Raw genomic sequence first — 12,791 nt, 5'->3', positions numbered from 1 at the left:
AACGTGGCTAAACCAGTGCCTGCGGCTGTCAGCAATTCCGCCTGCTGTGGGGAACGGTAGGCGGCCCCCCCGTCCAAGCTACGTAGCCCTAGTCACGAATTTTCGGCCTTTAGCTAAGAGTATAGTCTACTTTATTAACGATAACGCAACCTTAAGTTATTTTCCTTACCAAAGTCTAAGTTTATCCGAAGTTTAGCACGTTCTCTACCGCAATGCTCCTGATTTAGAGTAAACTTTTATCCAAGCACAGAGAATGTTATCCTATTAGGGTCAGACATTTTGATTGTCATCAACGGAGGGGTTTTCATGGAACAACATCACAACGCCTTAGCGAAATTAAGGGTAAGTCGCTGGGTGTATTTGGGGGCATTTTTAATTCCGCTGGTCATCATGTGCGTGGTCTTTTGGCAACTGAAGGTCACGCCCTTTGGCAAGCATAGTCTGTTGTTTAGCGACACGGGCGCACAGTATATTCCAATCCTAGAGTATCTGCGCTCGACCGTGACGCACGGACAGTTCCATCTGTTTTCATTCGCATTGGGGACGGGCAGTAGTATGGTGCCATTACTGACCTACTATGTCATCAGCCCGTTTAATCTCTTGATTTTTCTGTTTCCAGCCGCGCAGTTACCGACTGCCGTAGCGTGGATTATGATTTTAAAAATTAGCACGATTGGCCTGACCATGGCGGTCTTCTTACGCCACGCGTTTCTGCGCAGTGGCTGGTCACTCCTGTTATTTTCAACGGCCTTTAGCCTGTGCGGCTTCGTGGCCATGTACTTCTACGACATCATGTGGCTTGACGCCTTAATTTGGCTGCCGCTGGTGGCGCTAGGCCTACACCGTATTGTTAGTACCCATCATTTCGGGCTGTATACACTGAGTTTGACCATCACCATCTTTTCCAACTATTACCTGGGCTACATGACCTGCCTGTTCTCGGTCATGTACTTCATCTACCTGATTGTGGAGCATCAGCCGGTCCCGACGCCGTTCAAGGAAACGTGGCGCATGCACTGGCCCGCCATTCGGCAATTCATCATTGGGTCCTTGCTAGCCGGTCTCATGTCGATGATCGTGTTGATTCCGACGGCCCTGGGCATGATGCTAACCGGGAAGAGTAATTTCTTTGTTGAAAATTACCTGCCGACCCCCCTGTTCGGACCGGAAGTCCTCGCGCAATTCGGCGTGGGCACGGGGAATTTCAACGCACATCTATACCACGCGCCCAGTCTGTTCATGGGAACACTCATGTTCTTACTGCTAATTGTCTACTTCGTATCACCGAAGATTAAGGCGGTCGAGAAGACCCGGACGATGTGGCTGCTGATTGCGATGGGCCTGAGCCTGTTTGTCACGTTGTTCAACACCATCTGGCACATGTTCCAGCAACCCGCGGGCTTCCCGTTCCGCAACGTCTACTTCTTCACCTTTCTCGCACTCATCACGGCCTACCGGGCTTGGCAAACGCATCCCGACCAGACCATGAATGATCCACAGAAGTTCTTAGCCTTGCTCTGGGGGGCCGGCTTATTAACGATTGGCTTCGCCTCGGCGCAGTTCGTCCCTCAGCTCTGGTCACGGTTCATGCCGAGCTACAACAACACACTCTACGCCAACAGCCAACCGAATTTCCACTTGCTCTGGTTAGCACTGGGCCTGCTCTTATTGAATACCATGCTGGTCTTCATCACCGAGTGGCGGCCGATTCGGATTGGCCTGATGGTTCTGATTATTTCCGGTGAGTTGGGCAGCAACCTTTACCTGGCATCGCAGGGGATGGACTTCGGGTCCGAGACCAAGTTTGAGAAATACTTCAAGAAGGATTCGGCTCTACTGGACAAGATCAACGCCTCATCGACCAAGTTCAACCTGCACCGGGTCGACTACTTGCACTCGACCATCGGTAACGCCTACTCGGGACCGTACAACCACTACAACGATCCGCTGATGCTGGACTACGCCGGGCTCAGCTCCTACTCGTCCACCCTGGATGAGCAATCCCGCGTCTTCCAGCACGATCTGGGCTACTTCAGTCCAAACGTACGACGGATCAGCGCACAGGGGTATACGCACCTGACGGACACGCTGTTTAGCGTCAAATACCGGTTAAATGCCAACAATCGCCAACCGATCTCCAAGCTGGATTCCTACGCCGGATTAGGGTTCGCTGTACCGACGAAGCTAGCCGACGTACAGTTACGCGACCAGACGGCGTTGTTCAATCAGCAAATGATTCTGGAGGCCCTAGGCGCCAAGCCAGACACGTTGGCCCGAGCCACGGTGCTGGACGTGACGTCCCACAAGGCTTCGGCCACCGAGGGGAATCGCGTCGCCGCCAAGCGCAACGCCCACACAGGGCCACGCTACGTTCAAACCTTTAAGCTACGGGTTAACGCGACCGGCCTGTTGCACGGGTATTCGCCCACGACTAACGTCATCTACTCAAGCCTGCTGGTAAACGGTAAGAAGGCTAAGCCGATGATTAACGCCGATGGCACCCGCTACGTCTTCAAACTGGGGCAACACACCAAGGGCGAGGTACTCACGGTCAGCTACGTCACGACGCAGCCGCAAGTCGGTTACAGTAACGAATTCGTGTCGTTGGACCAGGCAAAATACGTCAGTCTGGCGCAGAGCCTGAAACAACAGCGTTTCAAGCTCAACCGCAAGAGTGGTGTCACCTGGTTATCCGGGAACGTCACGGGAAGTGCGCAACGGCGTCTACTCTACGTCTCGATTCCCGATACACCGGGCTGGCAGGCCACGGTCAACGGCAAACCGGTCAAGATTCGCTCGGCCATGCACGCCCAGTCAATCATCCCCGTGGTGAAGAATTACCGTGGCATGATTGGCGTCCCAATTCACGTAGGTAAGAACCACGTGGTCCTAACCTACACGACACCGGGGCTGAAAATCGGTGCACTACTGAGTGCTCTGGGCGCTGCCATCTTCGCCTTCCTGGTGATTACTGGGGAATGGCGTCGGAGCATCCGGCGTAAGCGTCGGGAAGCATAAGGTCTTGCTTCAACCTGAACTAAATTATCTGCGGGGTTAGCGTGATTTTCACGCTAACCTCTTTTTTTATCCCCTATTGATTACTAATGTATTTTCAGTGCTTTTTGTTGCACGTTTGGGCAGAATAATTGAAAGAATCGTTTTAACGGTTGAATGATTCCGCACTAAAAAGGCGCTGGGGGAAAAGTACCCAAACGCCTCTTAATTTTTCAGTTTAAATTATCGAAACATACGCTACACAAAGAATAGCTAGGTTTACTTAAATCTCTTCTATTCCGCTGGCCGAACCTTCGAGCGATCGACCTCGCCCTTGTGCGCGTGATCCATGGTCACCCGTAATAAGAACGGCGCGACTAGCGTAGCGATGATGATCGCCGCGACAATCGCCGAGTACCGGACCGGGGACATCAGCTTGGCCGTGTAGCCAATCTGGGCGATGATTAGAGCCATTTCACCCCGGGATACCATCCCGGCACCCACGGCCGTTGAACTCGCCAGGGAGAAGCCCGCCATTTTGGCCCCGCCACCGGCACCAATCAACTTGGTCAGTACCGCAACAATCGTCAAGACGGCGATGAACCCGAGTTGCTTGCCCAGGCCATTGAAGTCCATGTTCAAGCCGATGCTGACGAAGAAGACCGGGATGAACAGCGCGTAGCCAATCGGTTCGATGTGCCGGTCCACCGTGGACTTGGCACTCGTCTGGGAGATGGCGATGCCGGCGAAGAAGGCCCCCACCACGTCGCTTAAGCCGACGAATTCGGCCACGTAGGCCATTCCGAAGCAGAGGATAATCGCCATCAGCGTTGGCCCCATAAGAATCAACAGGCGATCGCCAATCTTAGCCATGTACGGCGCCACCCACCGGACCACGAAGTAGATGGCCGCAAAGTAGATCACCTGTTCAATCGTGGTCAACACTAGGCTACTGGAAGCCGCCGCACTGTCGCCCACGGCCGTTCCCGTCGTGGAGACCAGGACACTCAGAATCACCACGGCCAACACGTCATCGACCACGGCGGCGCCTAAAATAGTGGTACCCTCGCGACTGTTCAATGCGTTCATTTCCTTCAAGACTTCGACCGAGATCGATACGGAGGTAGCCGCGAAGATTACGCTGATGAAGAGACTCTCGACCGTTCCCAGGTGGTAGACCATCCCCACCAAGTACGTCCCAATGACTGGGATCAAGACCCCCATCAAGGCTACCAGTACGCTCGGCTTCAGGTAGCGCTTCAAGAGTTTTAAGTCACTCTCAAGTCCGGCGATAAACATCAACACGATGACGCCCAGCTCGGCATAGCTTTCCAGGACGTGGGTCAGGCTGACCCATCCCAACATTGCCGGTCCAATCACCACGCCGACCAGCAGTTGGCCGATTACGGCAGGAATTCCAATACGCGTGCTGTAATGCCCCACAATGGTCGTTGCCAATAAAATTAACGTTAGATTTCTTAAAAGTTCCACGAGTAGCCTCCTTGTTTTCGCCACAAGTTGTTTGGTACCCAAGTACGCAAACAACCAAAAAGCGACCGCCTCAAAACGGTTCCCCCAACCCAAGGGGAACGCCATTCTTGAAAGCAGTCGCTTCAACCATCTTTAATTTAATTGCTTTGTATTATACAGAAAAGTCGGGAGCACCGCAACCCAACCGCACCAGACCGGGTATTTGCGCCCCACAACAAAATTATAGCTACCAGCGACCCCCGAATCGTGTTAAACTAATAACGATTGTGAGGTGACGCGTGTGAAGTGGTTAGCATCTAATTTAGTCGTGATTTTTTGGGCAGTTATCTTCGGTGAAGTCGTTGGTTACATCGCTGGTACCTTGAAGGCAATGACCTACGATCCAACGACTATCGGCATCACGATGGCCGTGGTCGCCGTTATCGCCGTCAATGGGATTACATTACTCGGCCGTAGCGACGTCAAGACTTCTGAAGGTAAATAAACGTTCACAATAAGCATGACCGAAACAACCGACCTTGGCGGATTTGCCAGGGTTTTTTGTTTGCGCTAAAAAGCTAAATCCCTGTCTTCCCCCTCGCTTTGAGCCGTCAGTTGCCGCCAGCCACCCTCACAGGCCCTGCGCGTCTTCCGCTCGAATCTGATTCTTGATGGCGTTCATATCCTGATCCAACTGATGAACCAGCTTGGCCTTAGAAATTAACTCTTGTCGCAACTCCGCTTGGTGCTGCACATTCTTCTTGTAGCTCAGTTCGTGTTCCAGTGAGGCCCAGAAGTTCATCGCAATCGTGCGAATCTGAACTTCCACCTTCACCGGCTCCACCCCCGCATCCAGGTACACGGGCACCGAGAGAATCAAGTGTAGGCTCCGATAGCCGTTGGGTTTGGGATGCGTGATGTAGTCCTTGCGCCGTAAAATCTGAATGTCCGGCTGTTTTTCCAGACGACTCTCCATCGCGAGAATATCGTCCTCAAACCGGACAATGACGCGAATACCGGCGATGTCGTGCATTTCATCCGGTAGGGTCTTGAGATCAAACTTAAAATGCTTTCGTTGTACTTTCTCGAGGATACTCTCCGGTGACTTAATTCGCGACTGAAGGCTGTCCACTAAAGTATGGCCATGCAGAATTTTGTATTCCTGATCTAAGTATTCAATCTTGGTCCGAACCACTTTGACCGCACTGTTGTAGTCCAACATTAACCGCCGAAACTGCTCGACCGCCGCCAACGACGTCGGGTCCTCCGCAAATTGCGTTGGTAAATTCTCGTTAGCCATAAATAATCCTTCCTAGTTACACTTTTTGCCGGCGAAACTGCCGAATCTCGGGAACCACCCACCACAAGAGGATGAAGTTCAGCAGTAACGTAATGGCTGTAAACATAAAGACGCCATTATAGTTGAAGACATTCGCCACCAGACCGCCGAGTAATGACCCCAGCATACTGCCCAGCGCTTGAAAAGACTGGTTCCAACTGAAGACGGTCCCGGTAAGTTCCTGGGGCGAATTCTTGGTTAAGAGGGTCTGCACCGCTGGGAACAAGGCCCCATCGGAGACCCCAATCATAAACCGCAAAATCCCTAATAGCCAAACGCTGGTGACAAATCCCTGGGGAAAGTACATCAAAACAGCGAACACGTAGCCAAAGACTAAGACGCGGCTGGTCCCGCGACGATCGCCGTACTCTCCCAGTTTAGGGGCCGCCAGCAACGTAGAGATCCCCGGCAGTGCAGCGATAATGCCGGCCACTAACGTAATGGGGCCCACATTGTGCATTAATTGTTTAACATACAGACTGATAATGGGCGTAATTGAATTATTTCCCATCTGAATAATCATGGTTGAGACCAACAGCACCAGAATCAGCTTAGGCCGTTTGACCCGCCGTAACCAACTACCGGACTGTTCTTGCTGGTCGCGCGTAATTGGTGTGAAATGCTCGTGAACCATCGTGGCACTGAGGAAGAACACGATAATCAAGAAGATCCCGGTCAGAATAAAGGTCCATCGAATAGAAAAGACTTCCGCCAAGATCCCCCCCAGTACGGGGCCAATCAGGTTACCGCTCACGTAGCCGGTCGTCAGAATCCCCAGTGCGTTACCACTCTTCTCACGGGGCGTCTCCGCGGCAATCAACGCGGTCGCATTGGGGATATACCCCGCAAAGAAGCCCTGCAGGAAACGCAGACCAATTAGTTGCCATACATTACTAACGAACCCCATCAGACCAATCACGATGGCCATCCCAAACGAGGACCGTAGCAGCATAATCTTACGGCCCTTGGTATCGGCCAATTTACCCCACAGTGGGGAGACCAAGGCGATCACCAAAAAGGTCACGGCGTAGGTGACCCCACTATACATGGTCAATTGGCCCTTGGTAAACGTTCCTAGATCGTCCACGTACAGGGACAAGAAGGGCATGACTTCGCTGAAACCCATCCCTGCAATAAATGTTCCTAACCACAATACGGCTAAATTTCGCCGCCATTGTTCAGGTTTTCGTGTGCCCACGACACTATCGCCTCTTCACTTTGCTAAAATTGCATTATCTATTAGTGTAGCATAAATCCCGGTTTGAAGCCGTTAACCTGACCGTCAAAATTTTTTGTAAATTTTTTTAATAAAAGGGTTGGAATTTTGATGGTTTTGTTACATAATAGGTGTCAAGCATGTGACGTTGTTCACTTTATACTTTTGTTGATGGTGCTACTGGCACCCCTCACTTGACTATTTGGCCGCTTCACTGGGGATTCAACGAAGGCACATGACGCAGATCACAAAAATTTTTGGAGGTAATACAAATGGCACATCGTTTAGATGGAAAAGTTGCAATCGTTACTGGTGGTACTCTCGGAATCGGGTTGGCCGTTGCTGACAAGTTCGTTGAAGAAGGCGCCAAAGTTATGATCACTGGACGTCACAGTGACGTTGGTGAAAAGGCTGCTAAGAGCATTGGTGGTCCAGATACTATCCAATTCTTCCAACACGATGCTACTGATGAAGAAGGCTGGACGAAGTTGTTCGATGCAACTGAAAAAGCCTTTGGCCCCGTTACCACGATCGTTAACAACGCTGGTATGGCCGTTAACAAGAGTGTTGAAAACACCACGACTGAAGAATGGAAGAAGCAATTAGCCGTTAACTTGGATGGTGTCTTCTACGGTACTCGTCTGGGAATTCAACGGATGAAGAACAAGAACCTCGGCGCATCCATCATCAACATTTCCTCCATCGAAGGTCTCGTTGGGGACCCTAACTTGGGCGCTTACAACGCTTCTAAGGGTGCCGTTCGGATCATGTCCAAGTCAGCCGCTGTTGACTGTGCTTTGAAGGACTACGATGTGCGGGTTAACACTGTCCACCCAGGTTACATCAAGACGCCATTAGTTGACGATCTTCCTGGTGCCGAAGCTGCTATGTCAGAACGGACCAAGACGCCAATGGGCCACATTGGTGAACCTAACGATATCGCCTGGATCTGTGTCTACTTAGGTTCTAATGAATCCAAGTTCGCTACTGGTGCAGAATTCGTTGTTGACGGTGGTTACACCGCACAATAAACCCATAAACTCCTGTAAATTAAAAAAGTCACTGGCCTAATGGTCGGTGACTTTTTTCATGGACTTTATTTTCCTGTAACCCCAATTAACAACGCAATCATCAAGATAATCAGAACCAACGTGGTAATCGCCACGTATAGGTGGTCACGTTCCTTGTAAAAGGCGTAGATGGAGACCACTACCCGTAGCACGGGGGTCAAAATCAAGCAGTACGTCCCCAACATCATGATGGCATAGGCTTTCAGCTGCCAGGTACCCAGGAGAATGGCCCCCATGGTCAGCGGAACCGTATTGCCGGCATACCCGGAGTCCCCCGTGGCCAAGAAGATAACCAAACCAATCCCCATGACGATGGCCGAGAAGATTACCCCGACCTGCAGAATCCGACCGATAATCGTTTCAACTTGGGCCATTTCCGTGGCCGTTGCATTCGTCTTTTCTGGCATTAGAAGTGAACCCCCAATCCTTTCAGTAACATTTCAATTCCGATATACAGAATAATGGGGATGAAGACCATGCGAATCCACCGTGCGGGTAGCACCTGCATGATCCGTGAACCAATCACGGCACCGCCCAGAATCCCCAAGGCCATTGGAACCGCGATACCGGGCAAAATGGACCCGTTAAAGAAGTACACCGTGGCACTGGCCGCCGCCGTGACCCCCATCATCAGATTAGAGGTCGAGCTGGACGGCTTGAGCGGCATCTTCATGAAGGTGTCCATCGCCATGACCTTGAAGGCCCCAGAACCAATCCCCAGAAGACCACTGGCCACCCCGGCGCCAAACATCACGGAGAAGCCGGCCGGAACGTTTTCAACTTGATAGTCGATATCTTTCATCTCGGCCTTGTCATAGTAAGTGCCATTGAGCTTGAGCTTACTGGCAATCTTGTCGGGCTCCACGCGCTGCAGAACTTCCTGCCCCCGCCGTAGCTTACGATACATGTTCCACCCGGAGAAGACCAGCAGACATCCGAACAGAAGGTACAGATACTTGGGGTCCAAGACACCAGTCAGCAACGCACCAACGATAGCTCCGATGGTCGTCGCAATTTCCAGAAACATCGCCACCCGTAGGTTCAGGACATTATCCCGTAAATAAGCAATCGTGGACCCCGAACTCGTGGCAATCACGGCGATGATGCTGGCCCCGATAGCATATTTAATATTTAAGCCCATCCCCAGGGTGAGAATTGGCGTGATGATCATGCCCCCACCGATGCCCAGAATAGCACCGGCGATCCCGGCAAAGATGCCCACGCCAATCATGATTAAGGCTTTTTGAATCATTTTATTTCCTCCTCACGAATCAATCTACGTCATTGATTATCAGCCTTTCCGGCGTTGGGGGCAAGTTGAAATGCCACGATTAGTGTTGCGACATGTTCGACTGTCAACAAGCCAATAAAGCTGATATGACAATAACTGTACGTCACGTAAGCCAATCTCGTGAGCAACTGCACAGAGCGTCGTTTTGTCGATAGATCCTTGCCTGACCTTCACCTCATGCCGAAAGCCCTAGTGCCAGCCCCATTAAACCGGTTACACACCAAAACGATTCTCCCATATTTTTTAAGTATGGGAGAACCATTTAATTTGTATTTATCATATATCTAATAACTATCAATAAAGCGCTGCAACAGCGGACTGGGTTTAATTTCAGCCGGCCACACCAGCTTTAAAGTTGTGCGCCACGGACGGTAGCGAATCGGTCGAATCGCCGTGGTGGCGCCGCTGATCTCTTCGGCCACCGTCTGGGGAACGACCGCCACGCCCATCCGCGCGTCCGCCCACTGGACCGCCGTGCGGGCATCATCACAGGTACAGGCGATAAAGGGCTGCATTTTCTGCTCGGCAAAGGTCGTCTGAAAGACCTGTTCGAATCGGCGGTAAATGATCAGCGGCACGTCGGCCAGATCGGCGACTTGTAGGGTCGCACCGGCAAAGTGATCGTATTTCTGAGGAACCACGGCCACCATATTTTCCGTCACAAGTTCCTTGCTGGCTAGACCCGGCGCGGAAAATGGCGTCCGAACGATGGCAACATCAATCAGATGTTTATTCAGCCGCTCAATCAAGCCGTACGTATTGTCCTCAAATAATCGTAGTTGGACTTTGGGATAGTGTCGGGTTAACGTCCGTAGTTTGGCATTGGGCGTGGCGCCAATCGATGATGAAATCAGCCCCACCGACAACGTGCCAGCCAATCCCTGGCCTAACGACCGTACTTGACTGTCCGCTCGCTCACGTAGGTCCAAAAGCTGCCGCGCATAGTCGCGCAAGAGTTGACCGGCGGGCGTCAGGGTGACGCCGTTGGCCGACCGATGCAGTAGCTCAACGCCCAAATCATTTTCCAGTTGTTTAATCTGGTAGCTTAGCGGTGGCTGCGCCATGTGTAACTGCCGTGCGGCCGCGGTAATCTGGCCGGCATCCGCCACTGCTAAGAAGTATTCCAGTTGCCGAAAATTCATATTCAGCGCCCTCCCCCGTCCGTTTTCCTTAATTATACCAGAAGTCAGGGAAGGTCCGTCTCGCTGGCATCGTTGCTGCGCGACTGATTAGGCGTGAACCGCTCCTTACTTGGCAATACTTCTTTTAAGAGATATTGCCGGATCAAGAGCACAATCTGCTTGTTTTGCGGCAAATCCGAATGGGTCGTATCATCTCCGGTCACCGTAATCTGCGTGTAATGGGCCACTTGATTTTGGAAAACATACTTGCCTTGATTGACACTATTGGCTGGAACAGTCCCATCACTCGAATAATTCTCCGTACCGGCGACGGAATAGACCGTCAACTTCTTCGGCAATTTAGTTCGCCCCTTGATGAGTTCCCGCAAGATGGCCGTCTGCTTGGTGGTACTGTCCGACTCCATGTTATACGGTGTCGCAATCGTCATGAGCCGCTCCGGCTTCACGTGGGCCGTCTCCGCCAAGTATTTTTCCAAAAAGGTGCTGAGAATCAGGCCACCATTTGAGTGACCCAACATCGAGAAATGGTTGAAGTGGTAGGTCTTAACCAGATCTTTAAAGGCCAGATTCAACCATTGTGCCTGCTTGTTAATGTTCTGATAACCATCACGATTATTTTCGAAGGCCACCACAATGAAGGGATGGTTATCTCCACGTTTGATGGCCCCCGTATAGGTAATCTGACCACTCTCGGCCACCTGGACCTTCAATACGCTATGGGGCTTCTTCGTCTCCTTACGAAGCTGCGTAATCAACGCGTCGAAACGGTTCTGACTCGCACTCGATCCGGGAACCATAATGGTCGGGTTCAGCGGCGTTTTATAGGTCGACTTATACTGGGTTGAGCCAGAGCTGGCTGGGCACAAAGACCACCAATATAGCCAGCAAAATTAGTAGCCAACGCCACCATTTATGCCCCATGATCCGCACCCCCTTCATCATTGAGCAGCCGGACGAACGGTAAATAAATCACAACCGACACACTCAAACACAGCAAACTCAGGAGTAGTGCCCGCCAATCCCCGCCCGTTCCCAAATAAGCGACTAAAGGACCTGGCGTTGTTCGCGGTACGGGATACACAATTGGCGGGACTAACTTCCACGAAATGGCCACCCAAGCCAACACCATATTCACGGCGGGCGCTAGCACAAAGGGAATCAACAGGACGGGATTGAAGAGTAACGGCAAGCCCAATAACGTTGGTTCGTTAAGGTTCAGGAGATTCGGTAGCGCCGTTTGATTGGCGATGCGTCGATAGCTGGCCTGGCGTGAACCGATCCAAATTGCGATCAGTAAGGCTAGCGTCATCCCAGCACCACCAAAGTTGGCATAGGCATCCCCCAGTGTATGCAGGGTAATGGGATGCGGTGCGCCCCAGCCTGAACCATGTTGGACAGCATAGGCCAGGTTCTGTAGAGAAGTCACCGAACTATTCCCGGCAACGTCGATGGGCCCGATCAATCCCAGCCACCACAGACAGTTGCTCAGTGCCGTGACGGCTAGAATTCGAAAGCCGTCGTGCCCCAGACTGGTGTTAAGCGTCTGTAGGGCTAAATAAACCAGATTGTTAAGACCCCCACCGACAAACCAACTGAGCGCAAACCCCAGCACCACGGTCAGGGTCAAAACAACCGCAAGGGACCAGGCGATCCGTCCCGTCCACGAGATAGGCGTTTGCCGATACCGCAACCACCATTTGGCCAAGGCCTGCATGAGTCGACTTGCCAGCCAGCCCACACCCAGTCCCACCAAAATCGCGAGAAAGATCCCCTGCGGCCCCAGATTAGTCAGTAAAAATTGTGCATCACCACCATCGTGACCGCCCTGACCCAATGCTTCATAATTCACGTTCAGCGTTAGAAAAGCCAGCGCACTCATCATCCCCACGGCTAACGGTTCCGTATGATACGTGCGCGCCAAATAATGGCCCGTGGTAAAGGCAATCATCACGGCAACTAAGCCGTTAACCACGACACTGACGGCCTGTAACCCCTGCCGCCAAAGGTCAATCCCTGGTAACCACTTTCCAATGTGGTAAATCTGAAAGAAAAACCCACTCTTTGATAGGCACCCTTGACCCACGACATCGACAAATGCCATGACTAAAATAAACGGATAGGCCACGCGCAATGCTTCACGTACGGCCCGCATCGCTCGCCACTGATTCACCCGTTGATTAAGTCGCCAGAGTCCCCGTAGTCGTCCGACCATCCTCACGCCCCCACTTCGTTTGACTGTTAATTTCATTATACGGGGTTTGGATGAAAG

General features: G+C 51.8%; 11 protein-coding genes. 3 read left to right on the top strand and 8 right to left on the bottom strand.

From position 1 onward, the window contains the following. The first annotated feature begins 306 nt into the window (after positions 1–306). Complete coding sequence (locus KB236_11360) at positions 307–3,018, top strand: YfhO family protein (protein UIF29095.1); 2,712 nt, start codon at positions 307–309, stop codon at positions 3,016–3,018. Between the two features lie 270 nt (positions 3,019–3,288). On the opposite strand, the gene KB236_11355 is transcribed toward KB236_11360, so the two are convergent. After that, positions 3,289–4,485, bottom strand: a complete 1,197-nt coding sequence (locus tag KB236_11355) for a cation:proton antiporter (protein UIF29094.1) — start codon at positions 4,483–4,485, stop codon at positions 3,289–3,291. A 280-nt stretch (positions 4,486–4,765) separates the two neighbouring features. Between KB236_11355 and KB236_11350 the strand changes: the two genes are divergently transcribed. Continuing rightward, the gene (locus KB236_11350; protein UIF29093.1) at positions 4,766–4,969 is read left to right on the top strand and encodes a YjzD family protein; all 204 of its coding nucleotides are present in this window, start codon (positions 4,766–4,768) and stop codon (positions 4,967–4,969) included. 126 nt (positions 4,970–5,095) lie between these two features. Here KB236_11350 and KB236_11345 read toward each other — a convergent pair whose 3' ends face one another. Further along, positions 5,096–5,764 (bottom strand): GTP pyrophosphokinase family protein, encoded by a 669-nt coding sequence (locus KB236_11345; protein UIF29092.1) that lies wholly within the window; start codon positions 5,762–5,764, stop codon positions 5,096–5,098. A 16-nt stretch (positions 5,765–5,780) separates the two neighbouring features. After that, positions 5,781–7,001 carry a multidrug efflux MFS transporter gene (locus KB236_11340; GenBank protein ID UIF29091.1) on the bottom strand — a complete coding sequence of 407 codons (1,221 nt, stop codon included), beginning with the start codon at positions 6,999–7,001 and terminating at the stop codon, positions 5,781–5,783. Between the two features lie 290 nt (positions 7,002–7,291). Here KB236_11340 and KB236_11335 point away from each other — a divergent pair, with 290 nt between their 5' ends. Next, entirely contained in the window at positions 7,292–8,050 is a 759-nt protein-coding gene (locus KB236_11335) for a glucose 1-dehydrogenase (protein UIF29090.1), read from the top strand. A gap of 65 nt (positions 8,051–8,115) precedes the next feature. Here KB236_11335 and KB236_11330 read toward each other — a convergent pair whose 3' ends face one another. From KB236_11330 to KB236_11310, 5 genes are all read right to left on the bottom strand, one after another. Then, positions 8,116–8,496 carry a DUF1634 domain-containing protein gene (locus tag KB236_11330; GenBank protein ID UIF29089.1) on the bottom strand — a complete coding sequence of 127 codons (381 nt, stop codon included), beginning with the start codon at positions 8,494–8,496 and terminating at the stop codon, positions 8,116–8,118. Beyond that, complete coding sequence (locus KB236_11325) at positions 8,496–9,341, bottom strand: sulfite exporter TauE/SafE family protein (GenBank protein ID UIF29088.1); 846 nt, start codon at positions 9,339–9,341, stop codon at positions 8,496–8,498. Before KB236_11325 ends, KB236_11330 begins: the two co-directional genes overlap by 1 nt. A 323-nt stretch (positions 9,342–9,664) precedes the next feature. Next, entirely contained in the window at positions 9,665–10,522 is an 858-nt protein-coding gene (locus tag KB236_11320) for a LysR family transcriptional regulator (GenBank protein ID UIF29087.1), read from the bottom strand. A 44-nt stretch (positions 10,523–10,566) separates the two neighbouring features. Continuing rightward, positions 10,567–11,319: an alpha/beta hydrolase gene (locus KB236_11315; GenBank protein ID UIF29086.1), complete on the bottom strand. Its 753-nt coding sequence runs from the start codon at positions 11,317–11,319 to the stop codon at positions 10,567–10,569. Positions 11,320–11,432: 113 nt separating this feature from the next. After that, on the bottom strand, positions 11,433–12,734 hold the full coding sequence (locus KB236_11310; protein UIF29085.1) for a PTS transporter subunit EIIC: 1,302 nt from the start codon (positions 12,732–12,734) through the stop codon (positions 11,433–11,435). Positions 12,735–12,791: the final 57 nt, after the last annotated feature.

The organism is Levilactobacillus brevis (genome assembly GCA_021383565.1).
Classification (GTDB): Bacteria; Bacillota; Bacilli; order Lactobacillales; family Lactobacillaceae; genus Levilactobacillus; species Levilactobacillus brevis_B.
This window is presented reverse-complemented; position numbering and strand designations above follow the sequence as displayed.

Excerpts from the sequence above, each read along its gene's own strand:
- KB236_11335 (UIF29090.1), top strand. The coding sequence starts at position 7,292 with ATGGCACATCGTTTAGATGGAAAAGTTGCAATCGTTACTGGTGGTACT.
- KB236_11345 (UIF29092.1), bottom strand. The coding sequence starts at position 5,764 with ATGGCTAACGAGAATTTACCAACGCAATTTGCGGAGGACCCGACGTCG.
- KB236_11330 (UIF29089.1), bottom strand. The coding sequence starts at position 8,496 with ATGCCAGAAAAGACGAATGCAACGGCCACGGAAATGGCCCAAGTTGAA.
- KB236_11360 (UIF29095.1), top strand. The coding sequence starts at position 307 with ATGGAACAACATCACAACGCCTTAGCGAAATTAAGGGTAAGTCGCTGG.
- KB236_11315 (UIF29086.1), bottom strand. The coding sequence starts at position 11,319 with ATGGTTCCCGGATCGAGTGCGAGTCAGAACCGTTTCGACGCGTTGATT.
- KB236_11320 (UIF29087.1), bottom strand. The coding sequence starts at position 10,522 with ATGAATTTTCGGCAACTGGAATACTTCTTAGCAGTGGCGGATGCCGGC.
- KB236_11310 (UIF29085.1), bottom strand. The coding sequence starts at position 12,734 with ATGGTCGGACGACTACGGGGACTCTGGCGACTTAATCAACGGGTGAAT.
- KB236_11325 (UIF29088.1), bottom strand. The coding sequence starts at position 9,341 with ATGATTCAAAAAGCCTTAATCATGATTGGCGTGGGCATCTTTGCCGGG.